The 15,849-nt window shown below is 45.3% G+C and carries 15 protein-coding genes; 6 read left to right on the top strand and 9 right to left on the bottom strand.

What is annotated here, in order from left to right:
- Nucleotides 1-450: 450 nt before the first annotated feature.
- From H6G00_RS21940 to H6G00_RS21930, 3 genes are read right to left on the bottom strand one after another with little or no spacing between them, the layout of a single operon-like run.
- Nucleotides 451-1,746 (bottom strand): glycosyltransferase, encoded by a 1,296-nt coding sequence (locus H6G00_RS21940; protein WP_190798370.1) that lies wholly within the window; start codon nt 1,744-1,746, stop codon nt 451-453.
- A gap of 12 nt (nt 1,747-1,758) precedes the next feature.
- On the bottom strand, nt 1,759-3,054 hold the full coding sequence (locus H6G00_RS21935) for an alpha/beta hydrolase (RefSeq protein ID WP_190798369.1): 1,296 nt from the start codon (nt 3,052-3,054) through the stop codon (nt 1,759-1,761).
- Between the two features lie 57 nt (nt 3,055-3,111).
- Nucleotides 3,112-4,401 carry a C45 family peptidase gene (locus H6G00_RS21930; protein ID WP_190642995.1) on the bottom strand — a complete coding sequence of 430 codons (1,290 nt, stop codon included), beginning with the start codon at nt 4,399-4,401 and terminating at the stop codon, nt 3,112-3,114.
- A gap of 751 nt (nt 4,402-5,152) precedes the next feature.
- On the opposite strand from H6G00_RS21930, the gene H6G00_RS21925 reads away from it, so the two are divergent.
- The gene (locus H6G00_RS21925; RefSeq protein ID WP_190798368.1) at nt 5,153-6,457 is read left to right on the top strand and encodes a HAMP domain-containing sensor histidine kinase; all 1,305 of its coding nucleotides are present in this window, start codon (nt 5,153-5,155) and stop codon (nt 6,455-6,457) included.
- On the opposite strand, the gene H6G00_RS21920 is transcribed toward H6G00_RS21925, so the two are convergent.
- Together H6G00_RS21920 and H6G00_RS21915 are read right to left on the bottom strand one after the other, a co-directional pair.
- Nucleotides 6,443-7,111, bottom strand: coding sequence for a response regulator transcription factor (locus H6G00_RS21920; protein WP_190798367.1), 669 nt, complete (start codon nt 7,109-7,111; stop codon nt 6,443-6,445). The two genes, H6G00_RS21925 and H6G00_RS21920, sit on opposite strands and share 15 nt — an antisense overlap.
- Before the next feature lie 241 nt (nt 7,112-7,352).
- Nucleotides 7,353-8,273, bottom strand: coding sequence for a sterol desaturase family protein (locus H6G00_RS21915; RefSeq protein WP_190798366.1), 921 nt, complete (start codon nt 8,271-8,273; stop codon nt 7,353-7,355).
- Between the two features lie 443 nt (nt 8,274-8,716).
- On the opposite strand from H6G00_RS21915, the gene H6G00_RS21910 reads away from it, so the two are divergent.
- Genes H6G00_RS21910 through H6G00_RS21895 form a run of 4 tightly spaced genes read left to right on the top strand, consistent with a single transcriptional unit; the run spans nt 8,717 to nt 13,121 of the window.
- On the top strand, nt 8,717-10,462 hold the full coding sequence (locus H6G00_RS21910; RefSeq protein ID WP_190798365.1) for a GH3 auxin-responsive promoter family protein: 1,746 nt from the start codon (nt 8,717-8,719) through the stop codon (nt 10,460-10,462).
- A complete protein-coding gene (locus H6G00_RS21905) occupies nt 10,435-11,109 on the top strand; it encodes an aspartyl/asparaginyl beta-hydroxylase domain-containing protein (RefSeq protein WP_190798364.1) in 675 nt (224 codons plus the stop codon). Before H6G00_RS21910 ends, H6G00_RS21905 begins: the two co-directional genes overlap by 28 nt.
- Before the next feature lie 26 nt (nt 11,110-11,135).
- On the top strand, nt 11,136-12,407 hold the full coding sequence (locus tag H6G00_RS21900) for a sensor histidine kinase (protein WP_190798363.1): 1,272 nt from the start codon (nt 11,136-11,138) through the stop codon (nt 12,405-12,407).
- 15 nt (nt 12,408-12,422) lie between these two features.
- Complete coding sequence (locus H6G00_RS21895) at nt 12,423-13,121, top strand: response regulator transcription factor (protein WP_190643002.1); 699 nt, start codon at nt 12,423-12,425, stop codon at nt 13,119-13,121.
- 103 nt (nt 13,122-13,224) lie between these two features.
- On the opposite strand, the gene H6G00_RS21890 is transcribed toward H6G00_RS21895, so the two are convergent.
- Complete coding sequence (locus H6G00_RS21890) at nt 13,225-13,935, bottom strand: IS6 family transposase (RefSeq protein ID WP_190798362.1); 711 nt, start codon at nt 13,933-13,935, stop codon at nt 13,225-13,227.
- 10 nt (nt 13,936-13,945) lie between these two features.
- Between H6G00_RS21890 and H6G00_RS21885 the strand changes: the two genes are divergently transcribed.
- Nucleotides 13,946-14,158 carry a hypothetical protein gene (locus tag H6G00_RS21885; RefSeq protein ID WP_347277693.1) on the top strand — a complete coding sequence of 71 codons (213 nt, stop codon included), beginning with the start codon at nt 13,946-13,948 and terminating at the stop codon, nt 14,156-14,158.
- A 6-nt stretch (nt 14,159-14,164) separates the two neighbouring features.
- Here H6G00_RS21885 and H6G00_RS21880 read toward each other — a convergent pair whose 3' ends face one another.
- The 3 genes from H6G00_RS21880 to H6G00_RS21870 form a co-directional block, all read right to left on the bottom strand.
- Nucleotides 14,165-14,554, bottom strand: coding sequence for a histidine phosphatase family protein (locus H6G00_RS21880; protein ID WP_190798361.1), 390 nt, complete (start codon nt 14,552-14,554; stop codon nt 14,165-14,167).
- Nucleotides 14,555-14,722: 168 nt separating this feature from the next.
- On the bottom strand, nt 14,723-15,355 hold the full coding sequence (locus tag H6G00_RS21875) for a Vat family streptogramin A O-acetyltransferase (protein WP_190640721.1): 633 nt from the start codon (nt 15,353-15,355) through the stop codon (nt 14,723-14,725).
- Between the two features lie 275 nt (nt 15,356-15,630).
- Nucleotides 15,631-15,849, bottom strand: a 219-nt coding sequence (locus tag H6G00_RS21870; RefSeq protein ID WP_190798360.1) for a dienelactone hydrolase family protein, incomplete at its 5' end; no start/stop codon positions are given.

Here is a 15,849-nt window from a genome sequence, read left to right as displayed (position 1 = left end):
CACCTCACTTTTACGCTCACCACGCTTTACTGCATCAATCGCTTTGCGACGAAGGTCATAACTGTAGGGGGCTGACATTGGCACTCCTAAACGCTTATCTATCTCTAAAATAACGTCCTAACGTGCTCCCGTAGAGCTATAGAAGGTTCTACTGGTGTAGGGTGAAGAAATAAGTGTCCTTGACGAAGAATTAAATGTCAAAGCGAGAGGTTTTGACTCTTCCCAACTTCCAATAAAAAGGATACATTGGTGCATCTAAAGGTTTGCTCCTACTGCTCGTCTCAGCTACAGAGCTTTTAGGAGAAGTTTCAAACCCTTGCAAAGAATGAATTTAAGGTATCAGATGAGCTTGACAAATAATTTTTCGTTCTTGTCACTTATTTCTTCGCTCTACAACTGCTGCACGACAGGTGAAAAGTTATCACGACGACGGGCGATCCTGCACAAATCTTATTGGGATTGTAGGGAAACTTGAGAAGCTGATTCACTGCTCTTGTTAGATTCTGATTGCTTCTTCTCCTCCTTAATTACCGCTTCAATGATATCGGCTGCATACTTTACCCCACCAGAGGAATGAATCGCCGACTGTAAACGAATCGCATGGTAATTATAGGACTTGTGACCTAACACCCACTGAATGACATCTCGTAACTCTGAGGCGGTTAAACCAGATAACGGCAGCCATTCACCCACACCAGACCAAGCAATTCGTGCTGCTGTTCCCAACTGATCATCTGCAACCGGAATCGCAATGAGTGGAACTGCATGATTTAGAGCCTCTAAAGCTGTATTCATCCCACCATGAGTGATGCAGAGACTTGCTCGTTCCAATAACTCCAACTGTGGAGCATATTTCACGACAATTGGATTGCCTGGCAGTTCCAATACTTCTTCTGGTTCTAGCCCGCCTCCTAGTGAGATCACAAACTGCACTTCTAAAGTTGCACAGGCTTCAGCAATGAGTCGAAACAGGTTCTTCAATCGATTCCGAGAAGTTCCCAGTGAAACATAGATTAGAGGAAGATCGTTTAATTGCTCAAATGGAAAATCAACTTTAGAGCGCCCGATAGAGCTATGAAATGGACCCGTGAAATAAAAGTGCGAGGGTAACTCATGGCGAGGAAACTCAAGCTCAGTAACCTGTTGGCTAATAATCGCTAGCTTAGAGAAGCAATCATTGTAAGTTGAGTAAGCAGGTAAGTTATATTGTTTGCGGTAGTCTGCAATAACGCTCCAGACAGGACGAGACAATAGCCAAAGCAATTTGTAAGCGAGCCAGTTACGCAAACGAAAATACCAGGCTGGATTGTAACTCCAGGTCGTTAAAGTCGGCGGAACATAATTGTCCTGATAAAGCGCTAAGGAACTGCACACTGTGATATACGGGAGTTGTACAGAATCAGCGATCGCCCCTCCCTCAAAAGCTGACATATCTACCAGCAGAGCTTCAACACCTGCTTGCCGAATGATAGTGGGAGTTTCTCTCAAACTCACAATTACTCTAGTTCTGAAAGCGTGAATGCCATGCCACAATGCTCGTAGTCCTGTAAGTTTTGCTCGATTTGGATCTACTTCTGCACCGGCGATCGTCTCAAAATTAAGACCTGCTTCTAGCGTTCTGAGTTCTGCCCGGGCATCACTGAAAACAGTAACTTGGTGCCCTCTACGTCGCAGTTCAACTCCAAGCGGGAGCATCGTGTTTAAGTGCCCGGTGCCACCGAGACAAAAAATGCCAAAGTGAGTCATTGTTGTATTGTTCTAAAGATGGTTGGAGCTACACTCGCACAAGTTTTCTGCAATAGAAGCCTGGATACTTAATAACCAGTCCTCTGAAGGAACAAGGTCATTTTCAATGCCACTGTTTGAGGCTTCGGTAACGGCGTTAATCGTCTGATTAAACTGGCGACTTAGTCGAATCAAGTTAGAGCCATCTACATAAACTTCTGGAAGTGGATAATTCTGCAAAAACTCAAGTAGCGAAATGCGATTATCATCTAGCACAGACTGTACTATGGCTGCCCTCAGCGCTTGAATATTAGCTCGCTCAGAGCGTGTGTGAAGTATCTGTCCAAGCTGAAACAGCCCATATTCTCCCAGCACAGAATTGAGGATTCTATCTAAAAGTTGAGCTTCTACAGTAATTGTTTGGTTCAAAGCAGTTTGAATAATTTCTGGTTCCACGTTGGCAGCATTTAGATAAATACTCCAAGCTCTAGGTGCTTCTCCACTTTCTGCTAAGGCTTCTAGATACTCAATCGAGAAGGAAGGGCGTAATGGACCATAGGTCACAATGAGTTGTTGTAATGTGCTTGAAGATGAGTTGGCAGAGTCTTCCAAATTCTGCTTAAGGTAGCTACTTTGACTCGTTGAATCTCTCATGCAGTCGATTACTTCTGCATCTAACTCACGCTTAATTTCCTTAGGTGCTGCTGTCTGGGCTGTTGTTTGAGTTTGCGACCAATCAAATTCAGATGCAGTTGGAGCAATACAGTTACACGCTAACTCCGGTAGAAAATTGTTGGCGATCGCCACAATAGGCTGCATCTCATTGTAGACCTGTAATAGTTCACTCACCTCAACCCGAACTTCCGGTGTGGGATAGTGTTCAATCACTTCAGCAACTGAGAAGCGACTGTCATTTTCATAGGCAGAAACTAAAGCAGATTGCAAAGGTCGCAGATTTTCCTGTCTGAATTGAGTTCCCAGGATTTGATCAAGCTGAACTAGCACAAACTGATCGGTTGGGCTACTAAAGTTTTGCTCTAGGGTAGCCGGAGCAAGCGGAATTCTAGCATCTAAACCTTGGCGTACTGATTCTACGTTTCCTGTTTGCTCGAAAAATTGCTGCAATTCTGCTGAGGTTTGGCGATCGCCCACAAAACCCTGCAAATCATCAATCGAAATCGTCACCTCTACGCCATTGCTTGTCAGAGTAACTTGCTCTGCTGCATGAAGGTGAATTGGCAGCAGAAAGACAGCACTTGTGCAAAGTAAAAGGTTTTGCCCCAAGCGGTGACCAACGTGTTTAAGACTCCGCAACTTACGCGCAAACATGAACTACTCCTGAAATCATATTTTTGCTCTGATGCTGCAATTCTTTCAGCAGGACAATCACTCAATCATTTGAGATTGGCAGGGTGAGGCATTGGGGAGACTCAACATTTCACCTAACGAGAAGCAAACAAATGGATTTTCGGGTACGGGAACTGGTCCAGCAGCAATCCAAAACAATAACTTTTCCGGGTCAAACACAACTTGTCGCATGGAACCGTTGCCACCAATACTGGCATCATCATCAAATATGTCTGGAGAACTGGCTTCTAGAGTCTTGGCATGAGTGCGATCGCGCAGAATCTCAACTATTGTTTCTGGCGAGAGTTCTCCATAGCGGGAGTAAAGCCCATCCGGTTCCAGCAATTGCTCAAAGCGTTCATATCGCAGCAGGCTTGATTCATCCGGTGGTATATCTTTTCCTGCTGTTTGGGGCGAGACAAAGTGATTTGTCATGTAGAGGATACCGGTTTCATCTAGCTCACGCACCCCCATTTCCTTGCCCAGCAATTCAAATACACCTGCTTGCCGAGATTTGCCGTCTGTAATGATGACGAGGTTAGCCCGCATCCGTTCTTCCGATGCCATAAAAGCTCGGGCTGCTTCGTAATTGCTAGCGTGCTTTAACACTTGTGCCATCAGTTGTACATTGCTGCGTCCTTCCAATGAGAGTCTGCCAATATCTTCAACGAGGATGGTATTTAGTGAAACTGTGATACCTTCTACGTTCAACCCAGAGTTGGGCCAAACAATACCCGGAACAGCAATAAATGCATGGGGAATTCCATCATTGGGCTGCCGGACAAAAACGGTTGTATTTTCGATCCAGTAATCAACCGGGTGTCCGTTATCTAAAGTGCGTCCATGATAAAAACGACCATCTGCCGTTGCTTGACCTGTTGCAACAAAATTGGCACAACCTTCCCAAAACAGAATATTGGGTAACAGATGTGTGAAGTACGCCTGATACACATCACCAAATGCCAGCACCATACAGCTATCCATCGTCATGCCAATGTCTCTAGTGGCAGCAACGAGCCCTTCACACTCTTGAACCACATCGGGAAATGAGCGCCGAGTCGCTATTCTAGTCAACCCCAATCCACGGCCAAACAGACGCAGGGCATTAATTGCAGCGATCGGCAATGAAGCAATTTCGTCATGTAACAGTGTGCCGTGCTGATATCCCATCTCATATGGCGTTCCTTGAAGCCAAACAACCTTGATAGCCCCTCGGTCTTCTCGATGAGATGGAACAGGTTGCCAAGTACCCTGAGCAGGTCGGTTCGCGTTGAGAGGTAATGGTAGCAAAAACAGCACTGCACAAAAGGTTAAAACCATTAAAGCCATTGCTTTAATTCTGTTGGAAGATTTTGTCCTGAACATGTTTTAGCTTCTGACAAAAGGTGATTAAATCAGCGGAAGAAAATGTCTGAAAAGCATTTGAGATCTTCTCAGTCGCTCTCCAATTAGCACCAAACACGGACGAAAATTCAAGTGGAACAGTTAGAAGAGTTAAATCTAATCAACCATCTCTTCATTGCAGTTGCGATGTAGCCGCTTTGAATCTTGCTTCAAGTAGTGTTGATTTAATTCCTCAAATTGCTCTTTCTCAGGCAATTTCACAAGCCCTATCCTGATCAAAATATCGACTGTTAGTAACCAAACTCGAAACATTTGACCTCTCTAATTGAGAACGAGTTGAGTTCTATCATATGAATGGAGCAATGTTGCTTAAATCGATCGCCCGGCCAAATCGATATAACCGATCGGTCAATCCTAAATTCATTCAAGTGGCTAGAGTTCGCTAATTACCAGCTTATGAGTCAATGTCCAAACTAACCGATCGGTCAATTTCACATCTAAGAATTTTGGTGTAGCATCGTGGAGTTCAGCATTTCTAAAACTTATGCGGCAGTCACTCAGGTTAGGTCAATGGTCGCAGTTTGTTCAAGTAACTTGGAGTGGACTAAGCCAACAGGTGCAACGTTGGCTAGGCCGCTTTAAGTCACCTCAGGAATCAACAGATTACCTAACCTGGAGACATCAATTTCTACGAAAGCGATTATGCCTGGGACTATGGTTAGCTCTGTTTTGGCATTTGATCGTATCAATTGAAGGTCTTTATTCTGTATTGTTTGAGTTTGAGAGATTAAGAACAGCCGCTCTCAATTCCTACGGAGATGTAGCGATCGCAGATCAATGGAGAATTGCATCCATCATCTACTACGTAGGTGCTGTTGTTATTTTATTGGCTTGCTTGATTGGGCAAAAAACATCCTGGGGACGACGACATCCTGAGGCACTATTTCTACTTTTTGCCTACTCTCTATGTAATCTTGTACAAATCGTTTTTGCTTTCGTCAATCTTCCTGAAGTACCAAGTGGCACTTTATTTCTCTACATTGCAGTTTTAATTCCGGTGCACTGGCGATTGCATTTCATTTATCAGGTTTTATCTATCATCTATTATGCGATTGCCTATCCCATCATTAATTTAACGACCGCTAATTATATAGAAATCCATAGCCTTTACTCTAGAGAAATTATTATCCAACTCGCTTGCGCTTGCTCGGTAAGCATTCTGGCAGTGTATCTGTACGAACGCTTGAAACGTTCAGAGTTTGAAGCAAAGCGCCAACTACAAATATTCTTACATTCTGTGTCACATGATTTGCAGACTCCGGTTGTGGGTAGTTCAATTGTATTAAACACTTTGTTGAGCAAAGCCACAGATGAATCAGATAATGAGGTTAGAGTGAAGCGATCGACGATTGAACGGTTACTGCAAGGGAGCAATCACCAACTTGCCTTGATTAATTCTCTACTTGAAGCTCACACCGCTGAAACACAAGGAATTATTCTTCGTTGTGAACCTATTCAGTTAAAACCGTTAGTGGATTCAGTTTTGCTCAATCTTGAGCACAATTTAATTAGAAAACGTGTTCAACTCATTAATCGCATTGCTGATAATCTTCCACTTGTGAATGCTGATATGCACCAGCTTTGGCGGGTGTTTAGCAATCTTATTGGAAATGCACTCAAGCACAACCCTCATGAAATCAAGCTGACGCTGGATGCAAATGTGATGCAATCTGAGCAGATCCTTGAACAGATAGGAGGATGGAGAAATAATGACAAAGGCGTGAAACAACTCATTCGGTCTCAATCCCCAATACTGCTCTGTGTAATTCAGGATAGTGGTATTGGTATTGACCCAAAGCAATGCCAGCGCTTATTTGAACTTTACGCTCGTGGAAAGAAGTCACGATATACACCAGGCTTAGGCTTAGGGCTGTACCTTTGTAAACAAATTGTTGAGGCACATGGAGGTGAAATTGGGGTCATCAGTCAGTTAGGCAAGGGAACAACATTTTGGTTTACCCTACCCCTATATCCAACCTGACCGCAACGCTACAACCGCTGCTTGTACCCGATCATCAACCGCTAACTTGTTCATAATGCTACGGATGTGAGCTTTTACCGTACTCAGGCTCAAATGCAGCATGAGTGCAATCTCAGGATTGCTGTGCCCCTCAACAATTAGCTCTAGCACTTCCAGCTCTCTTCGGCTGAGTGGGTTCGCTGGTTTAACCCGAGCAGCAGGCTGTAGATGTTTCACAACGCATTGAGCAATTTGAGGATCAAGATAGATAGAACCATCCTGCACACAGGCGATCGCCATCACTAACTTTTCTAAGCCTAAGCCTTTCACACAATACCCATCGGCTCCGCTTGATAGAGCTGCAATAATTTCTTGTTCTGATTTATGGGAAGTAAGCATCATTACCCGTACCATTGGCAGACTAGCTTTAATTTGTTGAGTAGCCGCAATGCCATCTAGCTCTGGCAAACCGATATCCATAATTACCAAATCTGGCTTTAGCTCAAGCGCCGCTTCAACTCCAGAGTACCCATCCTCCATCTGACCGATGATCTGCAATTGATGATAGTCCTCCAAAAGATGCTCCAATCCCAAACGCATTAACGGATCATCTTCTACAATCAGAATACGTAGATCTGAGAGTTGCTGGTTAAAGGCATCTGTTAAGGAAGGCATGGACAAAAAGAAACTATCACCTGTCGAGCAAGTTGAGTCGTTTAGCAATCAGTGAGACGGTTTGACAATCGCTTCCATATTTCCAGGTGCGATCGCTTGTTGTATTCTAACTCCATAAGAGAAAGCTTCTGTCGCAAAAACATTGATGTAGCTATCGTAGTTTGGTTGTAGCACTCTGATTGATGCCTAGAGCTAGTTATCAACTGCCAACCTGCTCGTAATGCTAAAAGCCACGTTGCTGTTAGCTAATCAAAGTTACGTCTTGACTATTTGAAGCTTTGACAGGTTCTTTTTCGGCAAACTCAACTACAGGTTGATTTGAATTGAACCAAGCTTTGACGATTTTCCAGTTGCGGTAGGGGAAAAGTAACTGGTCAAAAAACGTTTCCTTAATCGGTTCACCAATTAGCCCAAAGTTTCTCGGCTGTTCACCTTGAGGCATATAAAACGTACCGAAAATCACGTCAAAAATTGGAAAAAGTCCAGCAAAATTCTTACCTGCTCCTTCTTCTTCTGTAGTGTGGTGCCAGCGATGGAAAGCGGGGCTAGAAATCACGTAGCGAAACGGACCATACGTCCAGGACACATTCGCATGAATCAGAGCAATGTAGCTTGATAGGAATGGCACATAGGCTTCAACGGCAACTGGTGAGAAACCCAGCAGTAGTACCGGAGTCGCCTGACACACCCGTGAGACAATGTCATTCACAGGATGCAGCCGCACTGCTGTGAGCCAGTCCATTACCTCAGCACTGTGGTGGACAGCATGAAAATCCCAAAGCTGACGGGTGTGATGCCAGCGATGCGTCCAATAACCGATGGAATCGCCAATGAAGATCGCGATCAGCCCTTGCACCCACAGCGGCAGGTGAGAGATCGGCCCGTAGCCCGCTAAAACTTGATTGATATCAAATGACAACATCCCATTTTGAATAGTGATACGCCCCACCAGCAGGTAGAGTGGGATGAGGACAAGGCCGATCGCCGCCATGCTGATAATCTGGATCACCATCGGGGTGAAAAACCAGTAGAAAGTATCTAGCCAAACCCCACGCCGCCACTTCGATTGATGAGGAATGCTGGGAAAAAAACGTTCGAGAACCCCAAAGACGAAGGTGAGAATCACAAATAAAACTAGCGTCCTAACGAACCGTGCTTCCATGCGTTAAATGTCTGCTTCCTTCAAGTTTTTCTACATTTAATGTGATAGTCCCTCAATGATGACTCCTACCACCGGGTCAAACAGGTGAGTGACTATTACAATTCTTGAGCAATATTCCTCTAAGGCTTGATCCGAGGTTGGTATAGCAACAATACCACTGCAAGCCCAACGAAATAAAGATGACTTTCGTCATGACAAAAGTCACTTAAAACGATGACTATTGGATATAGAAGGAAATTGCTGAATCATCTAAGCTCAGAAAAGCCTTGTTGCGGTTTGGTCTTAAATTCTGCCTCTGACTTGAGTAGGTAAGTGCAGCCGGTGAAGAGTAACTACGCCAAAGGTTAATTTGGGAGAAGATATCAGAGAGTTCTACTACTCACTGATTAAGGGAATATCAAGCAGCTTCAAATCTTCGGGCTGCTGCTCATAGAAGGTTGCCCATGACAAAATTATTTTGGTCATTACTAGCTACCATGGCCCGACAAGCCAAGGTCAACTTTGTTCAAAAAACACGCCACGCTGATGCAGTACAAGAACAGTTTTTGCGATCGCTCCTCCAAACTCATCAAAACACTGAGTTTGGGCATCACTATAAGTTATCTGAAATCAAAACCATAGAGCAGTTTCGTGAGCGAATTCCAGTTCAGCCTTACTCTAGTTACCAACCGTTCATTGAGCGCATGGCGAATGGGGAAACTAACATTCTGGTGCCCGATCGTTTGCTTTATTTCAATCTGACTAGTGGCTCAACCGGCAGGCAGAAGCTGGTTCCTGTGACGAAGCGATCGCGCCGTGCCATTTCTCAAGCAAACTGGGCAGCAATGGGGTTTGCAATTGATGCAGCAAGGCAGCGAGGCTTATCGCTGGGCAAACTGCTATTCACAAGTTCGGCTAAACCGTTGGGACGAACGGCAGGTGGTGTTTCCTATGGCCCAGTTAGCACGAGTGACCTGCGCCTATCGAATATCTTAACTCGTCAGTTCTTTGCTTACCCCTGGGAAGCCTTACAAATCTCCGATAGTTTTGCCCGACAGTATGTTTGCCTGCTCTTTGCTCTACGGAATCCAGATTTGAAGATTATAGGAGCCACCTTTCCAGTACTGGCTCTGCAACTCGCAAATTATCTCGAACAATATGCTGACAGCCTGATCCATGATCTAGAAACAGGAGAGATCGCAAGTTGGCTATCGATTGAGCCAGATTTGCGGGCTAGTCTCATGAGGCACTGGTCAATTGCTCCCCAGCGGGCCACTCAGCTCCGCCAAATTGCTAAGGTAGAGGGTCGTCTAACCCCAATTTTGGCATGGACAAATCTCTCATTGGTATCTACAGCACGGGGCGGAACGTCTAATTTTTACTTACAGCGATTTCCCCAATATTTTGGTGATACTCCTATATTTGGTGGGGTATATGCTGCTTCTGAAACGACTTTTGGTATCAGTTGGGCTTTCAATACGGACAGTGTTATTCCTGCGATCGAAACTAGCTTTCTAGAATTCATTCCAGAAGACCAATGGGAAACAGCTCAACCTCAAACGCAGTTGCTATCAGAAGTTAGAGTAGGCGATCGCTACCGAATTGTGATGACTAACTACAGCGGTTTCTACCGTTATGACATTGGAGATATCGTACAGATTGACGGATTTTTTGAGCAGGCTCCTTTAATCACATTTCAACATCGACAAGGTGGAGTCATTTCATCAACAACAGAAAAAACAACCGAATTTCATGTCTTGCAGGTAATGCAGATCCTCCAGCAAACAATGAATGTATTGCTAGAGAATTTCTGCATCACCTTGTCTAACGACCAGATTCCAGATCACTATTGGGTCAACATTGAACTCGCTCCCGGTTATGTCCTCGACGATCCAGTGACATTTCTGTCTAAATTTGACACCATTCTCAAGAGCATTCACCCCTCGTATGAAGCTAAACGGCAAGATCAAATTCCGTCACCTCGCTTACGAATTTTAGAGTCCGGCAGTTTTACCCAAGTGCGAAACCGATTGATCCAGCGAGGAGTAGCCGAGTCTCATTTGAAATTTCCCCTAGTAAGCGAAGACCGCAATTTGTTGGAAGGGTTAAAGGTAGAACAGGAAGTACAGCTAACGGGACAGGAACAGGACGACTGTTCTCTATCAAAAGCTCATACGAATCTATGGCTCCAATCCAAGCTGCGGATATGATTAAAATTTTGCTGAAAACCTGGGAACTGCTTGCCTGGATGGAGATATTGCAATATGTTGTTTCTACTGTGTTTGCACGTTTTTTAGGGCAGCCTCAACCTCAGCCACCTCAATTATTTGGCTCTCCCAAGCCGCTCCCCACCATCAGATATTCATTTTATCCATCCTCCGAGTATGCATTTGTAGACTTAGTAGAAGCAAATTGGAGACTTGTTCTCTCTGAACTGAGACGATTAGAAAACAAAGGTTTCTTTTCTTGGGAGGAAGAGCTTCTCAGGGAAGGTTCGGATCTATTTGAACTATATGTTCACGGCATCAAGATTGAGGAAAACTGCCGTCTCTGTCCAGAAACAACCCACCTGATTGAACGAATTCCTAATCTAGTGAGTGCGGGCTTCTTGCTCCTAGCACCAAGCACTCACACTGCCTCCTCTACTGAACCTATTGATGATTGCTTGCACTGTCATCTAGGGTTGATTACTCCTAATCAATGCGGTGTTCAGATCGAGGAAATTTGCCAAACCTGGCGTGAAGGCAGATGTCTGATCTTTGATAACACCGCACAATATCAGATGTGGAACTGGAGCGATCGCCCCAGAGTTGTTTTGCTGATTGACTTCAAAGTACCAGCAGAGCTACTTTTATAGCAATTGGCTATCTACACTGCGATCGCATGATTTGGTCTGTTGCACGGCTCACCTTGATAAGTACTAAGCTAGCAGGCTTAGCGCGGCGAGTATTGCAAGGGACTCAAACGCAAAAAATGTTCCGCTACATTGAGTGGACAATTATTGTTTTCACAGCAGCAATTTATGGACTTTTCAGCGGTCCTATGCTTGACCTTGTTTCACCCAGTTGGGGTCCTTTCCCGTTTCTGCTGATTTGGTTTGCACTCAGTTTCATCTTTCCAAGCGATCGCCCTCGTTGGCAAAAGCGCCTTTACATTTTTGTTGAGATTGCGCTGATGATCATTGCTGTATCGCTAGGATTGGGTGCTGAAATCTTGATGTACTTGTTCATCGCTAAGGCTTGCTTCTTACTCAGTCGTAGGGATGTCATCATCACCGCTATCTTGACGGGCATTGCTTATTTAATTCCGCTCTTGTGGTCGGTGCCTCAAGAGCTAGAATACTGGCGGCTAAATCCCCAGGAGGTCTTTGATCCCAATGACCGAATGGCAATGGCATGGGTTGAGAGAATCTTTGTCTACACGACAGCGGTAACGTTTGTTATTTTTCTTAGTTTTGCAACCTTGGCAGAGCGTAGAGCGCAGAAACGCACCGAAGAGTTAGTCAAAGAGGTTGAAACGCTAGGCATCATGTTAGAGCGAGAGCGCATTGCTCGAGATATTCATGACACGCTGGGTCATACTCTCACCACATTAGGTATCCAGCTTGAGGTCGCTCAACAAATTGGAGAGTCTGATATTCCTCAAACACTTCGTCGTCTAAAAATGGCTAGATATCTAGCAGATCAATGTTTACAAGACGTGCGCCAAGTTGTTCAAACGATGCGAGAGTCTAACTTTGATCTAACTCAAGCTTTGACAGCACTAATTACTCAAATGCAACAAACACAGCCCGTTAAAAGGAGGAGCAAACTCATTTACCCTGAAGTTCAATTGAACTTACCACCACTACCCCTACAAACCAGCTACCAACTCTACTTCGTTGTGCAGGAAGGAGTGACGAACATTCAGAAACACGCAGACGCAACTCAAGTTCAGTTGAAGGGATGGAGTTTTAGCGATCGCTTGCTCATAGAGTTATCAGATAATGGTAGGGGATTTGATTCTACTCAACTTTCTCAAGGATTTGGTTTGCGAGGTATGCAGGAACGAGTGCAAATACTGGGAGGTATACTCCAGATCCAAACTGAACTAGGGCGGGGGACTAGACTAATTGTGCAGGTGCCCCTATCGGATAGCGCGTTGACCACAAATTGATCGGGAGAGGCTACTATGATTCGAGTAATGCTGGTGGACGATCAGCCTCTGTTTCGAGAGGGGCTAGCATTCCTCTTATCGCAGCAAACTGATCTTGAAGTGATCGCAGAAGCGAATCATGGCAGCGAAGCGATCGCCCTTTGTCACGAACTTCAACCTGACGTAATTTTGATGGATATTCAAATGCCAATTTGTGATGGGGTTGAGGCAACCCGTGAAATACATCGCCGCTATCCGTGGATTCGGATTCTGGTTTTAACTACCTTTGATCACGATTCCTATATTTGGCAATCGCTACAGGCAGGAGCATTGGGATACTTGCTCAAGAACACACCTGCTCAGCAAATGGCAGATGCGATTCGCAAAATTCAGCAAGGGTATGGTCAGCTTGGCCCGACCATTGCTCCTAAGGTGTTTGCTCAAGGACCAATTTCTACCCCGCAAAATTCACTTGTAAGTGCTGATGCAATGTCAGTATCGCTAAATCCGCGAGAGCGAGACTTGCTCATTCAACTCGCTCAAGGCAGCAGTAATCGAGAAATTGCTCAATCATTACAGGTTACTGAGGGCACGGTGAAGAATTACCTGACCCGAATTTTTAGCAAGCTGGGCGTGCGCGATCGCATTCAGGCTGCACTTTGGGCGCAGAAGCATCTAGAGTCTATAGTATCAAGGCAATCTTCAAAAGAAGATCAGTCGGTTGGAAACGGTTAGATCTGGGGTATGGTGAACCTAAGCCAGGGAGTCACTTCCCTGACTCGGCTGGTTGTGTCGCAAAAACTTATTAAGGACAACCGAGCGTATCGTTAGTATTCCCTTAAGCAGCAATTCCAAAGAGTGCTTCGATAAATTTGGCTTGAGAGACACTACTTCCTTGTTCAATTCCTTTCACTTGTCCTTTTCGAATCGTATTCATCGCTTCGATTCCGCTCAACGTTCTCCTCGCACTATTGAATGACTTGAATCCCATCATCGGCTTCACGATACGCTTGATATTGCGATGGTCTTGCTCAACCACATTATTTAGATACTTACTCTGCCTTAATTCGGTCTCTTTTTTAATTGCTTCATCTGCTTTGAGAGCATCTATTGCCACTGGATAAGCGGCGTTCTTGTCCACTGTAATGACTCGTGGAGTTTGAGTATGCTGACCCTTGAGCACTTTACGAAAAAATCGTGCCGCTGCCTTGCCATCTCGCTTTGCGCTCAACATAAAGTCCAAGGTGTTACCTGCTGAATCGACAGCACGATACAGATATTTCCACTTACCCTTGATTTTGATGTACGTCTCGTCGGTTTTCCACGAGTCGTTTGTCGGCTTCAGATACCGTCGAATCCGTTTGTCGAGTTCTGGCGCATACTTCAGCAACCAACGGTTGATCGTCGAGTGGTCTACCTTCACTCCCCGATCCTGCATCATCTCCTCTAAGTCTCGATAGTTGAGGGAGTAACGGCAGTACCACCGCACATTGAGCAGGATGATCTCTGGCAAAAAATGCCGCCACTTAAACAGGGATGAAGTAGCCATAGAAAGTCAGGTGCAAGAGTTTAAGCTATCCCACCTTACCATTGACCGATTTTTGCGACACAACCTTAAAAACCACCGAGCTTTTCCAACCGATGAGTCTGCCTTGAAAGTTATTTACTTGGCAATTCAAAATCTTGCCAAAAAGTGGACCATGCCAATTCCTAACTGGAAGCCTGCTCTAAATCGTTTCGCTATCCAGTTTGGCGATCGCCTTTCCCTATAACTTCTACTACCCTTGACACAAACTATTTGACATAACCCGAACTACCGCAACACCTCGCGTCATCGCTGTACGGCTTGACTCACCCCCCTCAAAACTCAGGTCTAAATCTACAAATGTCTCAGCTAGCCGTTTCCGCCAGTTATCTAGTGGAACTGGACTTAATGCCCGCTCAATCAATCGCTCATCCACCTCAACCGTTAACCCAAGACGTTCCGACAACGGCATGATTGACTGACATGCTCTGGTGAATGGACTGGAAATAATGCGTTCAACCGGTACTTTGCTAAACCGATCCGCTAACGCGATCGCTTGCTGTTTGCCTATTTCTGTCAACGGTGCATCAGGTTCTTGACCAGTTGCCTGACAATGCCTCACGAGATACAAAATCTGGTTCATGTGCGATCGCTTGGCTTACTCAACTTAGAACGCTAACAGGCACCACTGATAAACTGCCACAACCGAGAAACGAAGACGTATAACGGCTCTGTTGAGCGGTTGTAGCCACCTTTAACCCCATACCCAGGTATCGCCAATCCGCTCCAACAAAATTGTTCGACTGCGCTGCTACTGACAATTGATTAGGGCTTCAATGTCTGCCGCTACAATTTTTTCCAGATTGCGCGTAATTTTCTCAATGTCCCAATTCCACCAAGCGACTTCAAGTAATGCTTGGATCACATTATCCTCGAAGCGCTGGCGGATACACTTCGCTGGATTGCCACCAACAATGGTATAAGGTAAAACATTGCTCACCACAACTGACTTTGCAGCAATGATAGCTCCGTCTCCCACCTGTACTCCTGGCATAATCACCGCTTCATAGCCAATCCACACGTCATTTCCGATCACTGTATCGCCTTTGTAACTTAGCTCGTCCGATTGAGGGTCTATTCTCTCCCAGCCATTGCCAAAGATTGAAAACGGATAAGTCGAAAAACCATCCATTTTGTGATTTGCCCCATTCATGATGAACTTTACGCCTCGCGCCAGCGCACAAAACTTGCCAATGATTAAGCGATCGCCGATGAATGAAAAATGGTATAAGACGTTGCGTTCAAAGTTATCTGAATCTTCTGGATCGTCGTAATAGGTGTAATCTCCAATAATGATATTAGGATTCGATACCGTGTTTTGGATAAAGCAAACCTGCGGGAACCCCTTCATTGGATGCTTATCTTTTGGATCTGCTCCGTACACAATTGGTCACTCCCGACTTTCAAAATGCATTGACATCTGCATCCTATCTAGAAACTTAAGTTACTGTTCTAACCTGAAATCTAGGCAGTCGAACGACCAAGCTCACCTGCACGCGGAAGCACTAGAGTGAGGCACGAACGGCGGCGCTATAGGGTGTCGGTGTGCAGCGCCTTTATGCGGTGTTTCTACTATGAGGCTCGACGGGGCCGACGCGTCTGCGGCTAACATGGCGCTTCGCAAATCTTCTTCCCGCGCCCGGACTTCATGCACGTCGCTCATTTCGATTCCTCTGCGAAAAGACCAAGAACCGCTCGCCATGCGCGCTCAGTGTGTTTTGGGTGATAGCCGACACCTGGCACGGTTGCTTGAACATGCGTGAGCCCTTCGACCGGCGATCCATCCGAATTTGTCGGGCGCGCCCAAAAGGCGTGCTGGGCACCGCCATAGATGTTTACGCGCCAGTCAACCCCGGCATCCTGTAATGCGTGACCAAA

Origin of the sequence: Leptolyngbya sp. FACHB-541, assembly GCF_014695875.1 — a bacterium.
In the GTDB taxonomy this organism is placed as follows: domain Bacteria; phylum Cyanobacteriota; class Cyanobacteriia; order Elainellales; family Elainellaceae; genus JAAUTN01.
This window is presented reverse-complemented; position numbering and strand designations above follow the sequence as displayed.

Excerpts from the sequence above, each read along its gene's own strand:
- H6G00_RS21940 (WP_190798370.1), bottom strand. The coding sequence starts at position 1,746 with ATGACTCACTTTGGCATTTTTTGTCTCGGTGGCACCGGGCACTTAAAC.
- H6G00_RS21935 (WP_190798369.1), bottom strand. The coding sequence starts at position 3,054 with ATGTTTGCGCGTAAGTTGCGGAGTCTTAAACACGTTGGTCACCGCTTG.
- H6G00_RS21930 (WP_190642995.1), bottom strand. The coding sequence starts at position 4,401 with ATGGCTTTAATGGTTTTAACCTTTTGTGCAGTGCTGTTTTTGCTACCA.
- H6G00_RS21920 (WP_190798367.1), bottom strand. The coding sequence starts at position 7,111 with ATGCCTTCCTTAACAGATGCCTTTAACCAGCAACTCTCAGATCTACGT.
- H6G00_RS21915 (WP_190798366.1), bottom strand. The coding sequence starts at position 8,273 with ATGGAAGCACGGTTCGTTAGGACGCTAGTTTTATTTGTGATTCTCACC.
- H6G00_RS21910 (WP_190798365.1), top strand. The coding sequence starts at position 8,717 with ATGACAAAATTATTTTGGTCATTACTAGCTACCATGGCCCGACAAGCC.
- H6G00_RS21905 (WP_190798364.1), top strand. The coding sequence starts at position 10,435 with ATGGCTCCAATCCAAGCTGCGGATATGATTAAAATTTTGCTGAAAACC.
- H6G00_RS21900 (WP_190798363.1), top strand. The coding sequence starts at position 11,136 with ATGATTTGGTCTGTTGCACGGCTCACCTTGATAAGTACTAAGCTAGCA.
- H6G00_RS21895 (WP_190643002.1), top strand. The coding sequence starts at position 12,423 with ATGATTCGAGTAATGCTGGTGGACGATCAGCCTCTGTTTCGAGAGGGG.
- H6G00_RS21890 (WP_190798362.1), bottom strand. The coding sequence starts at position 13,935 with ATGGCTACTTCATCCCTGTTTAAGTGGCGGCATTTTTTGCCAGAGATC.
- H6G00_RS21880 (WP_190798361.1), bottom strand. The coding sequence starts at position 14,554 with ATGAACCAGATTTTGTATCTCGTGAGGCATTGTCAGGCAACTGGTCAA.